Genomic DNA, 21116 nt, shown 5'->3' with positions numbered 1-21116 from the left:
CTAGCTATATATTTCCCAAGGGGAAGTCCGAGTAGTAATGTTACGATGAACATCACTATGATTCCAAGAATCTCTGTATTCATTTCTTTAGTTGATTTGTATAAAAAGTGTATCATGACCGATCGTCATCTAACCTCAAGCTCTTCTTTTCGCTATGTAACACGAAAAGAACTGACTGAAAGCGGGATTTCATCGCCGACGATAGAGAATGAGTAATCTTGTTATTAAAATTTTTCTGGCTTTAGAAGTACATAACAGATATATGCAAAAACCAGTAGTGCTACAATAAATAAAGCTGTCATTTACTTTGATATTAATAGATTATGAATTTGTTGTCCTTTAAGGACCTCTAAAAATGGTATTGGTAGCTGAGCTTCGATTACCGCCCATGCATTGACCGAACTGATGCGCCGAAGACCTCCTAAAGATCTTACAAAGAGATTTTCCAGAATGTATTTGACATAATGGTTTCCTCGCCCATAAATCATTCCGAGGAAATGAATATGCTGGCAAATTTTGTCCGTACTTTGCAATATAATTAAGCTCCGAAGGTGATTAATAACGGCCTGTAGGGCTCCTGCAAAATTGTGCTTCCGCAATAAGAAATTAATCTCTGATCGGATTTCCTTATAATGGAGCGCCATATACAAACCTGCACCGTATTGATTTAATTTTTTCATGTTGTGCGTAAAACTATACTTCAAAATCTAACCGATATAGAGTTGAAAAATCATTGCAATAATCAACACCACTACTATGATCTTCGCTATACGGTCTCCCGATAAATTATGTGCGGAACTTCTGCCTTTATTTTCTTGCTTCTCTTTCATATTATTTCTTTCATATTTTGCCGAAAAAATCGACCATTTTATAGAATAACCAGAAGAACAAAATTCCAGTTATGACGAGTATGATTGTTATTACCATTGTTAAATTTTATTAGTGAATCGCGATTTCATTTTGTTAAACTCAATTACATACCAGCAGCTTTACCGATCGTCCCTCTCGGAGGACTCTTGCCACATACTTTTCTTTTCCGTCCTGTTTTCATATTTACATTCATTTGTCCCAATAAGCCAAACAATGTTCCACTATGCCATAAAACATCATAACACACTGTTATTCAGATGTTATAAAAAATAAGCCACAAAATAGCATTGGCGAATCCTATCATTTTGATAAGGTTATTTTATCAAAATGAGAATGACTATGCTGAAAATGTGATCAAATCATTATAATGTGTAACTTGTCATTTATACTTGAAAGGTGACCAAAAAACATAGAGGGCTTGAACCAGTCTATTCTATAAAATGACGGAAAAGAATGTTTTAAAAATTCATAAATGAATAGGAGAATAGGTGAACCTCCGAATGAGTATTAGCAGAAGTACTATGTAACAAATTTGCAAAGTAACATGAAATTATCGCCAAAAGTTCATATTAAAAATTATTTTAGGGGATACATATTAAATGGGAAAACTTATTAAAGAGACACTTATACAAATAAAAACAATGATAAACTTAAACCTTTTCAAAAAAATCATCTTATCGGTCTTTATGGGCTGTATTTTACTCTCCTGTCAAAATGAAAAAAGCAGTCCGAATACATTAACAGAAGAAGAGCAAAGTAACGGCTGGCAACTTCTATTTGATGGTACCACGCTTAACAATTGGCATACCTACAATAATAGTAAAAATGCTCCTACAGCCTGGGTCGTTAAAAATGGGACTATTTACTGCAATCCAAACAGGGAAAGCCAAAAATATGACTTAGTATCGGACAAAGAGTATAAAAATTATGAGTTTAAGTTTGAATGGAAGCTCGAAAAAGAGGGAAATAGTGGCGTTTTTGTCAATGTACAGGAAAGACCGGATATCAATGCGACCTACCATTCAGGACCAGAATATCAATTGTTAGCAGATTCCCATCCTGATTTTGATAAGCCGCTAAAGCGTTCCGGCTGTCTTTATACATTTCTACCGCAGCAGAACTTTGTCAATATTAAAGCACAGGATGATTGGAATGAATCCAGTATTATTCAGAAAGACGGAAAGGTAACGTTCTACCTGAATGGTAAAATCACTGCTGAAATGGATTTTAATTCCGCTAAATGGAAAGATTTGGTAAAACATAGTAATTTCAAAGATTATCCAGAGTTTGGTAAACATATTAGTGGGAAATTAGCACTACAGGATTGGTCCAGAGGTGTTTCATTTAGAAACCTAAAAATAAAAACCTTATAATAAAAAAGTCCTTAGCAAATGCTAAGGACTTTTTTTTATGCAATAGCCTCAGCCCCATCATCCCGCTTTAACCCTCCTATTATCTTCCTGTTCCGCTTTCAATCCCCGCCTTTTGTCGACTGTCTTTGCCAATGAAATCCGTCAGGAGTTAAGCTCTCCCATCGCTAGACATTCAGTCCTTAATAAAGGATCTGCACCTTGATTTGAAAAAGATGCCTTATACACCCCAAAAACTTCACAAGCCTTTAGTATGTTAAAAAGAATTTAAAATCAAAATATGAATTAAATAAGAAATAAAATACTATGTAAAATAAATTGTAGCGAATTAAATTTCAAAAACGTTACCTATAGTAAGTCACATAAAATCCTGACTTAACTATATTAATGAAGAAAATTATATTCATCGTCCTAGTCTCCTTGATTTCGTTGGAAGGATATGGGCAAGAAAACATGCAAAAAAAATTAGAAATTCGAGTGGGGTATGGACTTATTCCGGTCCAAGAGATCGGTACAATGCTCGGTGAGGGAATATTTATGGGTTTACTCGGAAGAGAAGTAGAACATTCCAGCGGAACTGGCACATTTACTGCCGGGTATTCACGTAATTTAAACAAAAGACTGTCTATAGGCATCGACGGATTTTATGGTAAAAATACGGTTTCTTACAAAGATGATCTTGGGGATTCAAAATGGAATGTTTTTGGGGGGCTTTTGAATATGCGATATAGCTATTTGAATAAAACTAAACTTGAACTATATGGAAAAGGAGGTTTGGGCTATGCAAAATTTAACAATAGACAAAAAGAAGATAGAGAAAGCTTCGGTGCGCTATCCTATCAATTTACACCGATAGCCATTCGTTATGGCAATAAACTAGGTGTCTATGGCGAATTTGGATTCGGTTACCTTGGGATTGCAAATGTCGGGATATCCTTCAAATTGTAAATTATCCAATTTTGGTTCATTAACAGTTAAAACAAAACAAACAAAAAAAATATGATGTTAAAACTTACAATATCAGTAATTGCTGTCGCACTCGCTGCAAGCAGTTGTTCAACAACATTAAATACGAAAAAAATGAATACGGATACAACTGGTCTTTCCGTAAAAATTCAATCAACAAATGCTATTGCAGTTAAAAATCCAACGGGCAAGATTCGTCTGTATGCAGTTTCGGCCCAGATAGCAGATGTACCAGCTACAATGATTCTGGAAAAGAGTTTTACAGCGAACCAAATACCTTTTGATCTCAAACTCGATTTACCTAAAAATCACCTTAAGCTCATCCAGCCTAAAGTCAGTGACGCTGAGCCCATAAAATACTACGTAACATTAGATTGGGATTCCAACGGAGACGGCGAAAAGGGAAAAGGAGATATTGCGATTGACTTCAACAAAAAGTTTCCTACTGTGGTCATTGGACAAGAAAATGAAATTTTTGTCGCAGAATCCAAATAATAAAAAAGTTTCCCAAGAGGTATTCGTCGGAGAACGAGATAGCTCTTGGGAAACCACACTTCAATTAGCAGTAAACTACCGCCAGTCAATTCTTGTATCTATCCAAAAACAATCTCTATTCCGCCGAAATAAGTCGTCCGGTCTTTGGTGATTGTAGATAAGTTCTTCCAAGGCGTTAAAATTATAGCGAAACATGTCTTCATCTTTTGATTGAATGGGGCGCAGAATTGAATCTTCATCATCGATAAAAATGTCGGATTCAAAAATTTTGATTCGATGCGCATTCACCCATGCAATAGCCGTCTCCTTACTCATGCGCTCCAATGCTTTGGTCGCTTCCTGAAATTGTTTCATTTCCCAGGGAAGATCTTCGGGATAATGTGAGGCAATATAGTCTTGATAAGCTTTTATATCACCTTCACGGAGACATTCGTTGCGAAGCAACAGCCTTGTTGTATCCCGAGCAAAGCTAATATACTCCGGTCGCATAAATAGGCCGTACCTTTTACTATACAATTCTATTTTTTCAGCTAGTTCTTGCCTCATAATTTAATTGCGCAGCAAAAATCATCCCAACCTACTCTCTTCTAATGAGTTTAGACTAAAAAAAATAGATTTTATATATTTTTAACAATCCAATTGAAGAAAATTGAGCGCACATTCTATTTTTTTATGTAGACTGCGATAAATAACATTTCCAGTATTTTTAAAAAATCTTTAAGCCAATAATTCCTGCGACGATCAATGTTGCAGACAGGAGTCTAAATACATTGGCCGAATCTCCGAAAAAAAAGATTCCGACCATTAATGTGCCCACTGCCCCTAAACCTGTCCATACGGCATATGCTGTACCTATAGGAATAGCTTTTTGAGCATAAAATAATAATCCGCCACTAATGCTCATGGAGACAATAGCTAATAGAATCCAACCAAATTTATTTGAATCTGGCTGTTGAGCCATTTTTAATCCGAGCGGCCAGCCAATTTCAAAAATGCCAGCAATAATCAATGCAATCCAATTCATTTTCAATAGTTTAAATTTCTAAAGCAAAGATAATCGCTATATAAGGGGCATTTTTTGACTTATATCAAAATCGTGTACTTATCGCCGTATCCGGCTAAGCGTTTCCTGTGTAATTCCTAAATATGATGCAATATGGCCAAGATTAATTCTATTTAACAAATTTGGCTGTAGGCGGATGAGAGATTGATATCGTTCTACTGCAGATTCGGTATGCAGGGACATAATCCGTTCTTCAAGAATAATACAAACCTCCTCAGCAATCTTTCGGCCTATAAGATTTAGTTCAGGATAAATCCTATACAATTCATTCAAATCGTCCACAGAAATTGCATAGATCTCGGAGTCTTCCAAAAACTGAATATTTTCAAAAGAGGGCTTTTCAGTATAAACGGGCAAAATCGATCCAAAAATCTGGTTTTCTTCACCAAACCAACTGTTCATTTCACGTCCATTTTTTAAGAAATAAGCACGAATCAGTCCTTTACGCAAAACAAAATAGCTTGATAAATGCTGCCCTTCCCTCAAAAAATGCTCACCCTTTTTCTTAAAAAAATAACGAGTTCTATTTTCTACCGCTTTCTCAAGCGCTTCATTGAGATAGCCATATTTTTTAAATTGTTCAATTAGGGGATTCATACTATTTTAGATTAAAATCATTCATAGTTTATCGAATTATCTGCTGGATTATACTTTAGAAGTTCTGTATATGCATCGCCTTCAATTCCCAATAGCTGACAAAATGCCGGCTCAGTTTTTACCCCGCTCCTTTTGAGCTGTCTGACCTGCTCAGCGAATTCTTCCCCCCTCAATTGAATGATTTCATGCTCTTTAAGCATATGTAAATATCCATTCTGAATTTCAGTTGCTTTATCCGTCGCATAAATTTCAAAAAGCTGTTCCTCAATCGAGAAGCTGCACACGATTACATGACCGGTAGCCCGCTGTAACCGAAAATGTGCATGCTGCGAAAAATTAAGAGACAGCTTTTCTTCAAGAGCATCAAAATCATCTACACACAGAATAATGTCTATATCGCTCCCATCAATATCTACCTGAATCGGTATCGTACCAACTACAATCGGACTGTAGCCCTCAAGACGGTTAATAATCTGATAATCCCTCAGTAACCGATAGGCTTTTTTTTGCACTTTATTTCCACTCTTCAAATACTCTATATTTCTAAAATTTATGGTCATAAGCAAATCGATAATTCGATCACACAAAATAGGTCAGAATATACTAAACAACAAAAGAAAATTGTAACTAAATCATATAAAAAAGGATAAGTCTTGTATCTTTATTTGCAACACATCATTCATATGCAGGAGATCCAACATTTCTATCTGAACCAGAAAGAACCAAATAAAAGCTGTCTTTTAGCATTAAGACATATTATCCTTCAACAGGATACGGATGTGAGTGAGACCATAAAGTACGGTATGCCTTGCTTTTGCTATAGAAAAAAAGCATTCTGTTACCTTTGGACCGACAAACGGACTACATTTCCGTACCTACTGATGGTTGAAGGTAAACATTTGGACCAGGTACAACTGGAAGCAGGTCAGCGTCTTCGGATGAAAACATTGCCTATTGATCCACAGGAAGATCTTCCGATAGACACAATCGAAAGTATTCTGACGGCCGCCTTAAACCTCTATCGCAATGGCACAATTAAAATTAAAAAATAGCCATCAACCAGTGAAATAACCTATCATCAACCATTAAACGATAACCTATATAATTACCAAATGAAGGCCTCATATAGCAGCGATTGTGGAAATATTTAAATAATATTTACTTAACACAAAATCAATAATACTCTCCTACCTTTATCGCGGTTTAAAAATCACCTAGTCATTTAAACAGCTACAAAACAAATGAGAAAACATTTGATTACCAGCATTTTGCTAAGCACAATTGGTACATCACTTACCTATGCGCAAAATGAAACCACCTCTGCTCTGAATGGAACCGTCAGAGAGGGAAATTCGCCAATCAATGGGGCGACAATTGAAGCCATACATTTACCTTCTGGGACAAAGTACGTTACTTCATCGCGAAGTGACGGTCGCTACAATCTCCCCAATATGAGAATTGGTGGCCCTTATCAAATCACCGTAACTTATCTGGGTCATTCACCCAATATCAAACAGATCGAGAAACTAGCTTTGGGACAAAGCTCAACATTAGATATTCAGATGCAGTCCGCATCGCAAGTGCTGGATGAAGCTGTCGTTGTAGGAACGAGACAGGGATAAGTCTTCAACTCCGGCCGAACAGGTGCAGCACAAAACATTTCCCGAACAGCGATTCAAAATCTACCTACACTCAATCGAAGCTTTACAGATTTTGTCAAACTGACGCCTCAATTTTCGATGCAATACGGTAATCCTTCGTTTGCAGGGAGAAGCAACCTTGCAAATAACTTTACGATCGACGGAGCGCTATTCAATAATGCTTTTGGATTACAGGGAACTATCGGAAGTCAAACAAACTCGCAACCCATCAATATGGACGCCTTTGAGGAGATTTCAGTAAACATCGCTCCTTATGACGTCAGACAAAATGGTTTTACCGGCGCTGCAATTAATGCTGTAACAAGAAGTGGTACAAACGAAGTACAAGGTTCATTAAATTATTATTTCAGAAATCAAAATTTAGTCAACAAATACAATTCGGCCGGGTTAAGAGCACCTGTCAACAACTTCAGCTTGAAAGGCTATGGTTTTACCGTAGGGGGGCCAATTATCAAAAACAAGCTATTCTTTTTTGCAAGCGGTGAGCTTGAGCGAAGAACAGACCCAGGAACAAATTTTATAGCTTCACGTGGAGGAAATACGGGGCCGAATGTTTCAACCGTATCTGCGGAGAAACTTGATGATCTAGCCAACTACCTAAAATCGATCGGCTATAATCCTGGATCTTATCAAGATTATCCTTTAGATACACGCAGTGACAAATTTTCCGTTAAATTAGATTACAATATCGATCAAAAAAATACTTTAAGCGCCAAATATTTCTACTTTCGTTCCTATCGCGACATCCTACCATCCAATAGTGGTGCGCCAAAAAATAATCGGCAACCGTCCAACCTTGGCCTACCTTTCAGCTCAGCAGGCTACGGTATAAACAACAACATGGACAATGTGAATTTAGAATTACGCACACGTATCAGTAGCAAATATTCAAATTCATTGACCGTAGGTTACAATGTCATGAACGATTTTAGGGAATCCAAAGGTGGTCAGCCATTTCCTTTGGTAGACATCATGAACCCCGACGGTAGTAGCATGACAGCATTTGGTTACGAACCATTTACAGCATTTAATAGTTTAAAGACGAAGGTATTTCAAGCTACAAACAACTTTAATATTTATGCCGGAAAACATGAGATTACATTGGGAGCCAATTTTGAAAACTACAAAACCACCAATGGATTTGCCCCGAACTATTATGGAGCCTATACATTTGCCAGTTTAGATGATTTCTACAACTCTGCAAAAAATAATGTTTCTAACGCAACCAAATACCAAATCCAGTATTCTGTTTTACCTGATGGATCATTTCCTTATGCAGAGATTTCAGCACGTATGTTTGGCCTATATGCACAGGATGCCTATGCTGTAAATGAGCATTTTAAATTGACTGCTGGATTGAGAGCCGATTTGACGAACATATCATCTCCCAATGATCTGAAAAATGATAATGTAACCAAGTTAAATTTTGATCAAGGTGAAAAGATCGATGTATCAAAATATCCAAAGAGTGCAATTCTTTGGTCGCCGCGAATTGGATTTAATTGGAATGTCAATGGAACAAATCAAACGCAGGTACGTGGTGGATCGGGAATTTTTACAGGTCGTCCGCCATTAGTATGGATTTCTAATCAGGCCGGCAATAATGGTGTCATGTTTGGTTCTGAATCCATCAATAATCCAACAAATAGACCGTTTACACCTGATGTGGATGCTTATCGCAACGTGAACCACCAAACTGCAGCCAACAACTCCAGTTATAACTTGGCGGTAACGGATAATAACTTCAAATTTATGCAGCTTTGGAGAACGAACCTTGCCGTTGACCAAAAATTACCGGGCGGTGTTATTGGTACTTTTGAAGCCATGTATTCGAAAGATATCAATTCGGTTTATTTCCGTAACGTCAATCTAAATACGACGGACGGAAAAGCTTTAGCTGGTGCCGATAACCGTATGCGCTATACAACACCACGTATCTATGGCGCCGCACAACCGACTCCTGAAAATCCTAACATTTCCGACGCTATTGTGATGTCCAATACATCAAAAGGCTATAGCTACACCCTTACAGGAACATTATCGAAAGAATTCAAAGGTGGTTTCTTTGCAAATATCGGTTATACCTATACAGATTCAAGATCTGTGAACGATGGAGGATCTATTGCGCAGTCAATGTGGCGTGATCGTTATGTTTCGGGCAATCCAAATAGTGCCGATCTTTCTTATTCAACTTATCTGGTTAAAAATAGATTTATTGCCAACTTCTCTTACCGTAAAGAATACCTGGATCATTTAGGAACGACATTCTCCTTATTTTATCAACTACAGGATGGGCCTCGTTATTCCTATACCTATGGCGGTGACCTGAATAATGATGGTTTGTCGGGCAATGACTTGATCTATATCCCGAATAGTAAAGCTGAAATTGCTCTTGTTGGCGACAATGCGCAAGACACTCGGACAGCTGATCAACTATGGTCTCAATTGAACGGCTACATTAATCAGGACAATTACCTGAATGCACACAGAGGCCAATACGCGAAACGTAACGCATTGGTAGGAAAAATGATCGGAACACTGGATATTCGTATCGCGCAAGATGTGTTTTTAAATACCAGCGGAAAGAAACATCAATTGCAGATTACTTTTGATGTATTTAATTTCGGTAATATGATCAACAAAAGCTGGGGAGTTGCCCAATTTGCCAACAAAGCAAACGGTATCTTAAATTACAAAGGATCGAATGCTCAGGGACAACCAACATTCTCATTCCCGTATTTAGATGCAACAAATCAGATTCCTTTAACCAACACGTTCTCGAACAGTGTGGATGAAACTTCACGCTGGAGAATTCAGCTGGGTGTACGTTACCGATTCAACCAATAAACAAAAAATAGTGTAAATTTGAACCCATCCTATAATAAAGGATGGGTTTTTAGTTTAATAATCATGAAAAAACTAGCGCTTTCCATTTTTACATTTCTTGTGACCATGACCTGTCATGCACAGCATTTTGACCTTGTCCCGCTGGGAATATATGGTGGCGAACAAGAAGACAATCTTTCTGCTTATTTAGTAGGAACTCCAAAAGACACGGCCTTCCTTTGCCTCGATGCCGGAACCATAAATACAGGCATCAGAAAAGCCATTGCATTGAAAAGTCTAAATGGTTCGGTCGAAACAATTTTACATAACCAAATAAAGGGATATTTCATTTCCCATGGACATCTCGATCATTTATCGGGTCTTATTATTAATTCTCCTGCCGATAGCAAAAAGAACATTTTTGCTATTGATCCGGTCCTTCAAATTCTACAAAATCACTATTTTATCACGGATACCTGGATCAATTTTGGCGACCAGGGCCAAAAACCCATACTAGGAAAGTATCATTACAACAGTTTACAAGAGGGGCTGGAAACGCAAGTACCAAATACGACATTATCTTTGACGGCATACGAGCTGAGCCATGTAAATCCATATAAAAGTAGTGCTGCCCTCGTCCACTACGACAACCACTATCTCCTTTACCTTGGTGATACCGGTGCCGATCGGGTGGAAAAATCCGATCAGCTAGATAAGCTCTGGAATACCATTGCCCCACTGATCAAAAACAAACAATTAAACAGTATATTGATTGAAGTCTCCTTTCCAAATAATCAACCGGAAAATTTACTCTTTGGTCACCTAACCCCCAGTTTGTTGTTAGAAGAACTGCTAAAGCTCAAAGAAAAAACGGGACTGAAAAACTTGGAAGGGCTAAGCATAGTGGTCACACACCGAAAACCAACTGGTAACAACCCTGAAATCATTAAAAACGAATTGCTCAAGAATAATCCACTTAAAGTAAATTATATTTTCCCCGAACAGGGCAAAAAGATAAGTTTAAACTAATGTAAAAAAGATGAAACCGATAGTGGTTTCATCTTTTTTTACCTAGAGTTCTTCAATTATATCTGCAATTGTCAAGCGTGATTTTGCGGTAATGGCAGGCTGATTTGCATCCTCCACATGTCGATAGCCAATAGCAACTGCAAACAGCGTCTGATAGCCATCGAGTTCCAGTATTTCATCGTAGACGGAATTTTCAATTCCTTCCATTGGGGTTGCGTCAATATGATTTGCAGCACAGGCTGCAAGGAAAAATCCCAAAGAAAGATACACTTGTTGCTTCATCCAGGATTGAACATGGACCTCCCCTTTCGACTGCAAAAATTGCTTATAGTAATTAATCGATCCCTCTGGAAGCGTGTTTGCGATTTGCTCTTCAAAGCGATCTACATCGGTAAGTGCACTAAACACAACCAGATGACTTGCCTCATTTATCTTCTGTGCGTTCCAATAGGATGCGGCAGCGAGTTTTTGTTTCATGTCCGCAGAAGAAACAAAGAAAAACTTCCATGGCTGGCTATTGATGGAAGATGGACTCAATCGGATTATTTCCTTTAATTCAGCGATTTTCTCCTCCGGAATTAGCGCTTCTGAATTATACTTTTTCGTTGTGTAACGTTGCTTTGCAATTTCTAAAAAAGCCATAACATACAAGATTAAATTAACTATATTTTTTATAGTTGCAAACTTAAATATAGTGTTATATATTTGCAATAACGGTCAAACTTGATAGTAACAGATGTATTTGATAGACAACAAACAATACCCATGCAGTACCAGCCTGACTATGAAATACATAGGCGGCAAGTGGAAGGCAGTGATTTTGATTCATTTAATTGAAAAAAAACGCTATAATGAACTGAGAAAAGAATGCGCCTTAATTACAGAGCGTACATTAAGCTTACAATTAAAGGAACTTGAGGCTGATGGTTTAGTAAAGCGTACAGTACATACCGACAAAGCTCCTTTGAAAGTAGATTACGAACTGACAGAATTCGGGAAAACACTTGTTCCACTACTTGAGTCGATCGCAGAATGGGGAAGAGAAACAGCCGGTCGGACCGAACGGATTCAACAAATGTAACATCAGCAACTTTCGATCACTCAAATCAGCCAAAATGAATGAGCATCTAAAAAAAATCAATACTTTAATTGACGGTTTTGATGCGGAAACAGACTCAGCATTACAGGCCATTTCCAAAACCAAAAAATACAAAAAGGGCGAATTTCTTTTATATCAAGGTGAGGTCTGTAAGACTAGTTTTTGGATAGAGGAAGGTATTACGAGGAAATACTATATGAATGAGAAAAAAGAAGTAACGACTGAGCTACTTTTTAAACATGATCTCGCAGTCGCCTTTAGCAGTTATGTTTCGAATCAGCCTAGCAGGGAGTTTATTCAGGCAATTACAGACGTTACTGTCTCGTGTATGGATAAAAACGCCTTTCAGTATCTCAAAATAAATCATCCTCAACTCATTCAACTCGATCTTTTAATGACAGAATACTATACAATGTGGTTAGAAAAGCGTCTTTTTGAATTTCACACCCTCAGCGCCATGGAAAAGTATAAGCTACTCCTTAAGGAGCAACCAGATTTCATACGCCATATACCGCTTACCTATATTGCTTCTTATCTGGGAATTTCCCTGGAAACATTAAGCAGGGTCCGCACAAAAATCTAATTATTTGATTTAAGTCAAATGCCAAACCAGTACATCTTTCAAAATTTGCAGTACATTTTGAAAATCAACTATCATGGCAGAAAAAATCAGATTTTTAGGATTTGATATCCTGAGAGCTTACGCAATCTTTGGGATGTATATCGTCAATTTTAATCTCGTTCTTGGAGATCCACAACATACCAGTTGGCTAGGTCAGTTTCTCACGCTCTTTAGCGGTAATTCGAGTACAATATTTGTTGTCCTATCAGGCATGGGACTTACTTTGCGAACAGAAAAATCTATTTACGCTTCTCCGCAAGAACAAGTTAAACTAAAGACTATTGTGCAGAAAAAAGCAGGTTTTCTATTTGTTCTCGGATTATTATTATCTATTTGGTGGCCTGCAGATATCCTTCACTTTTATGGATTTTACATGTTTATCGCCTCCTTCTTGCTATTCGTTGATAAACAATACTACATATATGGAGCAGTTTTCTTCGCGATCATTTTTCATCTTTTGCTCATTTTAATTCCTTATGAAACTGGATGGAATTTTGATACACTAACTTATATCGACAATTGGAGCCTAAAGGGTTTTATCAGAAACTCTTTATATAATGGCTGGAATTCTATTTTTCCATGGATGTCTTATTTCATGATCGGTATGTACCTGGGTAAACTGGACTGGACCAACGTCATCGTTCAAAAAAAACTGTTTCTCATAGGATTGGTATTATACCTGGCAGTACAAATTGCACAATGTATTCCTCAAAACCTCATTGGCATAACAGCTTACTCCTTTCTAAATGCGGATTATCTTCCTCCGGTACTTCCATTTTTAATCAGTACAATAGGTTTTAGCCTGCTACTTATTAGCACCTTCATGTACATTAGCCGCTTTATTACTCCCAATACATTTGTCAACTGTCTCGCGAAAACTGGCCAGATGACATTAACGCATTATATATCCCATTTAACATTGGGCATCTTATTATTTTCTTTTTTGGCCAGCAAGGGGGTGTTTCATCAAGTAATCGACCAACAAGCAACCTTATCACCAGGGATGATTCTCTTCCTATCATCGACCTATTTTATCGGCAGCTATTATTTTAGCAAAATTTGGACAAAAAAATTTAAGAACGGTCCATTTGAATTTCTTTTAAGACAAGCATCGAACTAGGGACACGCTTAAAGACAGCATTTACGCATCAGGAAGTTTTTGTGATATAAACTTCCTGATAAATTAACAAAGTGCGATCACAGCCGGAAAACCGATCAATGCGGCCACTAAAAAACCTCGTCGACAAGTTCTTTATTAACCATTGCTCCAGCTAGGTTTCCTGTCGCAACAGCATTCGCCACCGAACGCATCATACTAGAATTATCTCCACAGGCAAAAACTCCTGCAAGTGAAGTTTTTTGAAAATTATCTATTTTGATATGTCCCTGTTCCGTTATTTCACAACCTAGTGCGGCAGGAATAGCCGAATGTTGCCTGAAAGGAATGGCCGCATAAACAGCATCAAAGGCAAGTTCACGACCGTCTTTTAATTGTACCTGCTGAACCCATCCATTCTTGTGCTGGATTTTACCTATTTCTTCTTCAATAATCGAAATACCGTGTAACTTCAGTTTTGCTTTCTGCTTAACATCAAAACTAGCCTTACCCGAAGTCAATAGCGTTAAGTCGTTCGAGAGATTATTGACCAATCCCGCTACATGAAGTGCACGCTCTCCATTGGCCATAATAGCAGTTTTTCCTTTTCGAAATTCATAACCGTGACAATATGGGCAATGGATAACCGAAATTCCCCAACAGGCTGAAAATCCTTGTATACTAGGCATAATATCTTCCACACCAGTCGCAAAAATGAGCTTTTTAGCCTGAAAAACGTCCCCATTTTCGGTGGTTATTTCATACCCTGTAGCTGTCTTCGTGCCGCTCACAGCAAGCCCTTTCTGGAACTTGACACTCGGGTAGTTCAGAACTTCTTCCCTTGCTTTTTTCGCTATACTGAGCGGCTTTTCACCATCATGCGTGATGAAATTATGGGAGTGCGGCGTCTGTCGATTACAAGGTAGCCCACTATCGATAATCAACACATTCCGCAAGGAACGTCCCAATGCCATCGCTGCAGAAAGCCCCGCATAACTTCCCCCAACAATAATTACCTCATAGCTTCTATCATCTTTCATATATACATTATTAAATATTAATCCTTTTCTGACAAATGATGAAGTAGAATGGAAAATTTTCCTCCACTTCCCTAATTTCCATTAATCCATAGGGGTCGAATTCGGCATGAATGGAATCAACATCGTAAAAGAACATATGTACTCCACCAAACATTGCAAATCGATCAGTGCCTATGGCCTCCCCCTTTCCGTAGATGCTTGCTTGCTTTGATACGGACGTAAAAATCATATAACCTCCTTCAGCCAATTGGTCAAAACAATGCTGGATTAACGCATTACGTTCTTCAGCATCCAATAGATGAATAAGCCCGTAACAAAATATACCCTCATATATATCCTGATCAAAAGGCATTTCATTAACCGAACCATGATGGATAACCGTATCTGCCCCAAAGGATTTCCGGGCGAGCTCTATTGCCGTTTTCGAGATCTCAATGCCTGTAATTTTTATTCCGTTTTCCGAAAAAGGGCGACCATTGCGACCGTAGCCGAACCCAGGAATCAGTATATTTTTGATGTTGTGTTCCAAAAAAAAGCCTACTGCAAACGTTGTAGACTTTGCGGCTTCATACCCCCACATTTCTTGCTTCTCTATAAAATTACGTTCCCAAAATTCCATACTACTGTTGCTTATATTGTTTAAAATTGAAATCGATCCTGTTAGCTTTACCAATTCGGTACTACAATGGATTAAAAGTCAACTCAGCCAAGATAGTATTTTTCACTATTGCAACTATGTAGCAAAAACATTAAATGCAATTAAATTGCAAATAAATTACAATAGGATGAATTATTGAAATCATGGTTATTTATCAGTATTGAAAACCTGTGCTATGCTTAAATATCTTTGCTGATGAAAAATGAATATCATCACAAAAACAAAAACATGAAAACTATAAAGACATTTTTAGCAGCTTCATTATTTCCATTGCTTACGATACGGGCCAGTGCACAAAAATTGGATAAGATGCTTTGGTTTAACGAACCAACAGAATGGAACATCAAAGACAATTCGCTTTCGATGTTTGTTACGCCTAAAAGCGATTATTGGCGTATCTCTCATTATGGATTTACAGTAGATGACGCGCCCTTTTTCTATACGCTACGCGGGGGAGAGTTTGAAGTCAAGGCGAAGATCTCGGCGAACTATCAAACCCGGTTCGATCAAGCAGGTATTATGCTACGCATTGATCATGAAAACTATATAAAAGCAGGAATCGAATTTGTTGACGGAAAATACAATTTAAGTACAGTCGTTACGCATAAAACAAGTGATTGGAGCATTGTTCCGATCGATAAGGAAATCTCCTACATCTGGATCAAAGCGATACGTCGATTAGATGCTGTAGAATTTTTCTATTCCTTTGATGACAAGGAGTATATTATGATGAGAAATGCCTGGCTACAGGATAATCACCCTGTTATGGTCGGTCTAATGGCAGCTTCACCAGACGGCAATGGCTTTCAGGCCAAATTTGATTATTTTACGATCAAACACCTTGCAGACCAACGTCGAAGCAAATGGCTGAAAGAGAATAATTCAAACTAAAAATACCGACGCCCATCTATAAGGCTGCCTCAGGTGGGCGTTGTCTTAAATCTAGTCAGTATGATCCCGCTGCATCTTGTTAAACACACTCACTGCTTCATATGAATTTCGTACACGAAGCTTTTGGAGTATATTTTGCCGATGCCGATTAACTGTATTTATACTCAGACCTAGTTTTTCGGCAATTAGCTTGCTAATCATTCCCTCCTTGATACAGCTTAAAATTTCTTTCTCGCGTGTGCTAATCGAAGTTTTTGCGCCATAACCATCCAGGTGATGAACCACGCCCGTTACCTGATTGAGAATATAATTTCGGAGATTGACTGATGTTTCAGTTTCTGGTAATAGGGTATAACAGCATAAAGCCAACTGTGGAAATTCCGGTCCCGGGGTGTCCAAGTAAAAAATTTGATGGGACAGCTGCATGATTTGCCCCTCTCTCCCCTCGACCCGCAGGACACTGTTTGCTTGATAATTAAATCGCTCCGCCAGATCCATTTTTTTGACCAAGTCAAGAAATTGAAGCTCCAAAGCATGCTTGATGGCCAAATCGTCGGGGTAAACACGTTCGAGAAGAAAATCTTCCCAAATACCGTTTATTTCCAGTTTCTTTTCATCTGCAGGAAGATGAAGTCGCTCCGCAATTGTCCCTAAATATGTATAACTCCAGTTCGCTGTCAGGTCACTCAGTACAGCTATACCATTATGAATGTCGGCAAAAGTTTTTGCGTAACTCTTATAGTGTTTTAGCACAGACAAATCAATGCTGCTATTTCGTAGTCCACGCTCCGAAAAATTCTTATCTAATTTTTTTTTGATCTCCGATTTCATTTCATTTCACACTTAAAAAGCTTCATTTTAGGTCTTTAAAAAGAAAGTCCAACCCGAAGATAAGGCAATGTTGCTTCTTTACTAAAACCAATTACCCCCTGAATAGTGAGCAGGTCTCCAGGCATAAAATAAATTCCACCGCCGTACCCCATATGCCAGTCATTGGAATTTTCATGACTCATCCATACCCTTCCGACATCATAAAAACCAATTGCCCCGACTGTTCCTGGGACGATATAAGAAGAGTAGCTAAATAATTTTAATCGCATGTCAAAATTATTATAAAGCGCTGTTTTCCCAGTGAACCGTCGGGAATTATACCCTCTTAAGCTCATTTCCCCTCCAATTTGCGCATGCTGATAAAAATAGGGATCTCCCCATACCGCATCAAATCCCACACGATTTGCGAAAGTAATATAGTTATCGGCAACCGTTTTATAAAAACTCATGGAATGCTGCAATTTTGTATAGTTGCGGCCCTCCCCTCCAATTTCAGCATTCCAGCCCAGCCTGGTATGTACGTGTACTCCAGATTTAGGATTGGCCATATTATCACGTGTATCATAATCTATCCCGCCAGTAAGCCCAGTGAAGAAATTACTCCCATAGATAGGTTCCGATGGATATTTTTGATGGAATTCCTCAAAATAACGTCCAACATTATTCGATTCTTTACTCGTATAATATTCGGAAGAAGATCCATAGAACACCTTGAATTTAGGTTCTAGGTACTTTTCCAGAAAAATGTCACCGCTCACAAGATCAAATCGATTTCGGTAATACGAAATGCGCTTTGAATCCGATTTATCGAAAATAGTATTGTTTCCATATCCAAAGAAATTACTCAGGTTTTTGGGACCAAGGGACGAAAGATGAATATAAAGATCATGCCCTGCAATGAGATCTTTATAATTCCCTTTGTAATCAAACATAAATGATTCGCGACCGGTCAAATAACTGCCTAGAAACTGATGCCGATAGGCATAAGGCTTCTTTCTGAACCCCTGATTCTCGATCATATACCCCAGTCCAAAAATAAGTCCACGATCAACCCCATAATCTAGGTTAAAAACGACCCCTTTACGGTCATAGATAAAATTTTCATAGTCAAACTTATGGACAGCGCTGTCTTTGCTCAACTTCAGATGAATAGCATCATCAACCTGCATAGCACCCGGCACCTGATTTTTACCATCATAGATATAAACTTTGCTACCATTGGCAAATTTATCAGTTGTACGATATAGATTCTGTCCATCCCCCCCAATTAGCCGGATCTTTATGGGCGATTTGCCCGATCCATGTAACTTATATTCGTCAGTGCCCGATATGCCATATATACGAACTTCTTTGGTCTGATCAGGTACAAAGGTGCGTTTTAGCAATTTTCGTCCTTCGGTACCATCTTTTTTCTTGTTGTGGATATTGACAGTGACCGAGCCATCCTTATTGTAATCGACATCCACAAATTCAGATTTAGCGGACAATGGTAGTTCAACGACACGCGCAAGAAATCGATAATAGGTCAGTCCGCTTTCCATCAGCTCGTCCCTTCTTGAACGAATATTTGTTTCCAATTCATTCGCACTCATTTTCACAATTGTATCAGGCATCGTTAACATCGCTTGATGAATCAACGAATCCGTCAGTGTTTTCTGAACAAACTGTATTTCGTCAATCCATTCATCCTCTGTAAGATGAGTGAGAAAAAAATGATCAAAAGTACTCGCATTAAAATTCCAATGGGGCACATTTCGAATATGTGGACTAAAGGGTTGCAAATGAGCCTTCAGCCATTGATAGGAAAGTAATGTGGGAAATACCCCCGAAGTTTTATAATATACCTTATCCCGATCCCTTGGGACGGGAGTATAGATCTTTTTACCTTTTTCCTTTTCGGGATCCCAACGCCAATTATCCTGATGACGATCCCAGTCCCCAAGCGTAAAATCGAGCATCCGCGCACGTAGTGTGAGCTTCTGATCAATTTGCGTATCGTTGTCTTCCAACACTTTACGCATTACTTTTGCGCTATTATCTGTTTTTTGATCCTCAAAAGGGGTGCGCGCCTCAAACATGTAGGCCCTATTTTTAAATACCTCACGATACTCGCCGAACCTAGGGTCATCTCCTACAAAAACCAGTTCTGGCGAAGCTGAAGGAATACCTAAGGCTTTATTAAATGGCGGAACGGTCAATGCACCAAATGGATGATGTATCGAAATCTGATCTTGTACTATATCTTTTGCAAATGTCTTTCGAAGGCTTTCCGGTAGGCTACGTTCAGGGTATTTCTGAATAGACCTAAGAACCCACTCCCTACCCATAGAATCTACCAGTCGAAGTGACTGTGTCTGCATGCCACCACCCAACTTAACAATCTGAAGCCCGCCCCGCTCTGTAGCGAGATCCATCACACGCATCTTAACAGGAGTATTATATAATTTACGGTAACTATCTCCAAGCCAAAATCGATGCAGTAAACCCACTCGGTCATATTCAGGTGCGATCACCGTGGTAATACTGTCCATACGTTGTGCATGCGAATTAAAAACACAGCAACAGGCAATTAATGTAAAGATTCTTCTCATTTTATCTAAGTCGGGTCTTCGAGAAATCAACAGTCGATACAGGTAGAATGTTTGATGGTCTCGATATCTAATTGGGCTAAAGTTCACCTTTTAAAGCAAAGAATCAAAAACTTTCTGCTCCTTTTTTAGTATAAAACCACTATTTTGATAAAACTTATGGCTCTCGGTCCGAATGATATTGCATCTTACACGCAAACGGTAGCAATCGAGGGACCTAGACCAATCGGATGCCGCATGCAATAATAATCGGCCTAGCCCCCGACCTCGATATTCTTCATCGACAACCAAGCCAATGATTTCTACATAAACACCAGTCTCCATACTGATGACCTGATGAAGTTGAATCCAGCCAACTGTTTTATTGTCAATAATCCCCACAAATACAGCATACTCCTGCTTCCGCAACAGATCCTCCAAAATAGTTTTCGTTCCTTCAATATCGGCTGGATAACCCAGCTGTTCGGTCAAGGTTGCGAGATCCGGAGCATCAGATAATACCGCTTTTCTTATGTCCATACTATAAATTTGTTTCCTATGTTGTAGAACAAGAATAGGTTTACCAATACATTAACTATACCTCAGGTTGATCCAGCAGTCGCCGGTGATAGTTTATTTGGCCAAGGTGATAAGTTAGATGGGTGGTCAGATGAACAAGCAAATACTGCGTTGTTGTTTTTTCCTCAAACACGAGTATGGGATATATCTCAAGAAGGTTCTCCTCCGACAACAGATCCAGAGAACGTGTAACCACATCAATCGTATCATCTATCTGATCTAATAATCGTGTTCGAGGAATGTCTTTTAACGAAAACTCAGCCGCTCGATCTCTGATATACCCAGTCTTGCCTATTTCAGTACCAATATATGTTTGAAGATTTCCGATCAGGTGTAAACATAAGTTGCCAGCTGAATTGGAAATATCACGTTCAATAAGCCATATATTTCCTTCCTGTTTGTACAAAGAAATTTCATCACGCAGCCTGTTTAAGTCCCGTCGGAAAAGGTTTTTTAAAGTTTCTATAAGCATAGACTAAATTTAGGTATATTTTCTACCAAAAAAGCAACTTCTATATCAACACATCAACTTTAGCCGTCAATGGCCATATGTATACGAATGAAAAGTATACATCTCCACATGATATTATGTAATTTTAAACTACTTAAAGCCCAGTAACCATGAAGATAGTTTCAAATTCCCCAAAGAAAACTTGGGTAATTTTTAGTGTAATGACAGTTGCGGCCACCATTCTCTTCGCTAAATGCGATAGTCCATCCGATGGAAATGACAGATTGGGCTTTCCAATTCCTTTTTATGAATATATTGGCGGCAAACGCTCAATTGAACCTGAGAATCGAAGTAGTTTCAATTTTATTTGTCTTCTTTTCGATCCTATTATCTATTTGGACTTGC

At 38.4% G+C, this 21116-nt stretch carries 25 protein-coding genes; 11 read left to right on the top strand and 14 right to left on the bottom strand.

Annotated features, from left to right (window positions below):
- Positions 1-224: 224 nt before the first annotated feature.
- From AACH28_RS25585 to AACH28_RS25435, 3 genes are read right to left on the bottom strand one after another with little or no spacing between them, the layout of a single operon-like run.
- Positions 225-302: a potassium-transporting ATPase subunit F gene (locus AACH28_RS25585; RefSeq protein WP_075994865.1), complete on the bottom strand. Its 78-nt coding sequence runs from the start codon at positions 300-302 to the stop codon at positions 225-227.
- A complete protein-coding gene (locus AACH28_RS25440; RefSeq protein ID WP_075993229.1) occupies positions 303-680 on the bottom strand; it encodes a hypothetical protein in 378 nt (125 codons plus the stop codon).
- 27 nt (positions 681-707) lie between these two features.
- Complete coding sequence (locus AACH28_RS25435; RefSeq protein WP_257786997.1) at positions 708-830, bottom strand: hypothetical protein; 123 nt, start codon at positions 828-830, stop codon at positions 708-710.
- 681 nt (positions 831-1511) lie between these two features.
- Between AACH28_RS25435 and AACH28_RS25430 the strand changes: the two genes are divergently transcribed.
- From AACH28_RS25430 to AACH28_RS25420, 3 genes are all read left to right on the top strand, one after another.
- A complete protein-coding gene (locus AACH28_RS25430; RefSeq protein WP_341831861.1) occupies positions 1512-2243 on the top strand; it encodes a DUF1080 domain-containing protein in 732 nt (243 codons plus the stop codon).
- A gap of 384 nt (positions 2244-2627) precedes the next feature.
- A complete protein-coding gene (locus tag AACH28_RS25425) occupies positions 2628-3188 on the top strand; it encodes a hypothetical protein (RefSeq protein ID WP_341831860.1) in 561 nt (186 codons plus the stop codon).
- A gap of 51 nt (positions 3189-3239) precedes the next feature.
- The gene (locus tag AACH28_RS25420; RefSeq protein WP_145327074.1) at positions 3240-3701 is read left to right on the top strand and encodes a hypothetical protein; all 462 of its coding nucleotides are present in this window, start codon (positions 3240-3242) and stop codon (positions 3699-3701) included.
- Positions 3702-3776: 75 nt separating this feature from the next.
- On the opposite strand, the gene AACH28_RS25415 is transcribed toward AACH28_RS25420, so the two are convergent.
- The 4 genes from AACH28_RS25415 to AACH28_RS25400 form a co-directional block, all read right to left on the bottom strand.
- The gene (locus AACH28_RS25415) at positions 3777-4247 is read right to left on the bottom strand and encodes a hypothetical protein (RefSeq protein ID WP_341831859.1); all 471 of its coding nucleotides are present in this window, start codon (positions 4245-4247) and stop codon (positions 3777-3779) included.
- A 160-nt stretch (positions 4248-4407) separates the two neighbouring features.
- Positions 4408-4725, bottom strand: coding sequence for a multidrug efflux SMR transporter (locus AACH28_RS25410; RefSeq protein ID WP_088162084.1), 318 nt, complete (start codon positions 4723-4725; stop codon positions 4408-4410).
- 78 nt (positions 4726-4803) lie between these two features.
- On the bottom strand, positions 4804-5361 hold the full coding sequence (locus AACH28_RS25405) for a Crp/Fnr family transcriptional regulator (RefSeq protein ID WP_145327073.1): 558 nt from the start codon (positions 5359-5361) through the stop codon (positions 4804-4806).
- 17 nt (positions 5362-5378) lie between these two features.
- Positions 5379-5921, bottom strand: coding sequence for a DUF4269 domain-containing protein (locus tag AACH28_RS25400; RefSeq protein WP_088162086.1), 543 nt, complete (start codon positions 5919-5921; stop codon positions 5379-5381).
- A 123-nt stretch (positions 5922-6044) separates the two neighbouring features.
- On the opposite strand from AACH28_RS25400, the gene AACH28_RS25395 reads away from it, so the two are divergent.
- From AACH28_RS25395 to AACH28_RS25380, 4 genes are all read left to right on the top strand, one after another.
- Positions 6045-6413, top strand: a complete 369-nt coding sequence (locus AACH28_RS25395) for a DUF1801 domain-containing protein (protein WP_145327072.1) — start codon at positions 6045-6047, stop codon at positions 6411-6413.
- Between the two features lie 189 nt (positions 6414-6602).
- A complete protein-coding gene (locus AACH28_RS25390) occupies positions 6603-6983 on the top strand; it encodes a carboxypeptidase-like regulatory domain-containing protein (RefSeq protein ID WP_145327071.1) in 381 nt (126 codons plus the stop codon).
- Between the two features lie 117 nt (positions 6984-7100).
- On the top strand, positions 7101-9869 hold the full coding sequence (locus AACH28_RS25385; protein ID WP_145327070.1) for a TonB-dependent receptor: 2769 nt from the start codon (positions 7101-7103) through the stop codon (positions 9867-9869).
- 63 nt (positions 9870-9932) lie between these two features.
- Complete coding sequence (locus AACH28_RS25380; RefSeq protein ID WP_145327069.1) at positions 9933-10877, top strand: MBL fold metallo-hydrolase; 945 nt, start codon at positions 9933-9935, stop codon at positions 10875-10877.
- 42 nt (positions 10878-10919) lie between these two features.
- Here the strand turns inward: AACH28_RS25380 and AACH28_RS25375 are convergent, their stop codons facing one another.
- The gene (locus tag AACH28_RS25375) at positions 10920-11519 is read right to left on the bottom strand and encodes a nitroreductase family protein (protein ID WP_145327068.1); all 600 of its coding nucleotides are present in this window, start codon (positions 11517-11519) and stop codon (positions 10920-10922) included.
- Between the two features lie 142 nt (positions 11520-11661).
- On the opposite strand from AACH28_RS25375, the gene AACH28_RS25370 reads away from it, so the two are divergent.
- The 3 genes from AACH28_RS25370 (at position 11662) to AACH28_RS25360 (ending at position 13718) form a co-directional block, all read left to right on the top strand.
- Positions 11662-11958, top strand: a complete 297-nt coding sequence (locus AACH28_RS25370; protein WP_198385931.1) for a helix-turn-helix domain-containing protein — start codon at positions 11662-11664, stop codon at positions 11956-11958.
- A gap of 34 nt (positions 11959-11992) precedes the next feature.
- A complete protein-coding gene (locus AACH28_RS25365) occupies positions 11993-12559 on the top strand; it encodes a Crp/Fnr family transcriptional regulator (protein ID WP_341831858.1) in 567 nt (188 codons plus the stop codon).
- 73 nt (positions 12560-12632) lie between these two features.
- Entirely contained in the window at positions 12633-13718 is a 1086-nt protein-coding gene (locus AACH28_RS25360; protein WP_341831857.1) for a DUF418 domain-containing protein, read from the top strand.
- A gap of 107 nt (positions 13719-13825) precedes the next feature.
- On the opposite strand, the gene AACH28_RS25355 is transcribed toward AACH28_RS25360, so the two are convergent.
- Together AACH28_RS25355 and AACH28_RS25350 are read right to left on the bottom strand one after the other, a co-directional pair.
- The gene (locus tag AACH28_RS25355; protein ID WP_286736154.1) at positions 13826-14734 is read right to left on the bottom strand and encodes an NAD(P)/FAD-dependent oxidoreductase; all 909 of its coding nucleotides are present in this window, start codon (positions 14732-14734) and stop codon (positions 13826-13828) included.
- 10 nt (positions 14735-14744) lie between these two features.
- Entirely contained in the window at positions 14745-15353 is a 609-nt protein-coding gene (locus AACH28_RS25350) for a class I SAM-dependent methyltransferase (protein ID WP_313261389.1), read from the bottom strand.
- A 267-nt stretch (positions 15354-15620) separates the two neighbouring features.
- Here AACH28_RS25350 and AACH28_RS25345 point away from each other — a divergent pair, with 267 nt between their 5' ends.
- Entirely contained in the window at positions 15621-16283 is a 663-nt protein-coding gene (locus AACH28_RS25345) for a DUF1349 domain-containing protein (protein ID WP_313261390.1), read from the top strand.
- 51 nt (positions 16284-16334) lie between these two features.
- On the opposite strand, the gene AACH28_RS25340 is transcribed toward AACH28_RS25345, so the two are convergent.
- From AACH28_RS25340 to AACH28_RS25325, 4 genes are all read right to left on the bottom strand, one after another.
- A complete protein-coding gene (locus AACH28_RS25340; RefSeq protein ID WP_145327064.1) occupies positions 16335-17114 on the bottom strand; it encodes a helix-turn-helix transcriptional regulator in 780 nt (259 codons plus the stop codon).
- Between the two features lie 35 nt (positions 17115-17149).
- Complete coding sequence (locus AACH28_RS25335; protein ID WP_145327063.1) at positions 17150-19705, bottom strand: BamA/TamA family outer membrane protein; 2556 nt, start codon at positions 19703-19705, stop codon at positions 17150-17152.
- A 90-nt stretch (positions 19706-19795) separates the two neighbouring features.
- Positions 19796-20221, bottom strand: coding sequence for a GNAT family N-acetyltransferase (locus AACH28_RS25330; RefSeq protein WP_286851808.1), 426 nt, complete (start codon positions 20219-20221; stop codon positions 19796-19798).
- A 55-nt stretch (positions 20222-20276) separates the two neighbouring features.
- Positions 20277-20732: a DUF1572 family protein gene (locus AACH28_RS25325; RefSeq protein ID WP_088162099.1), complete on the bottom strand. Its 456-nt coding sequence runs from the start codon at positions 20730-20732 to the stop codon at positions 20277-20279.
- Between the last annotated feature and the right edge of the window lie 384 nt (positions 20733-21116).

Origin of the sequence: Sphingobacterium thalpophilum, assembly GCF_038396785.1 — a bacterium.
GTDB lineage: Bacteria > Bacteroidota > Bacteroidia > Sphingobacteriales > Sphingobacteriaceae > Sphingobacterium > Sphingobacterium thalpophilum_A.
Note: the sequence above shows the minus strand (reverse complement) of the source record. Positions and strands in the feature narration are given on the sequence as shown.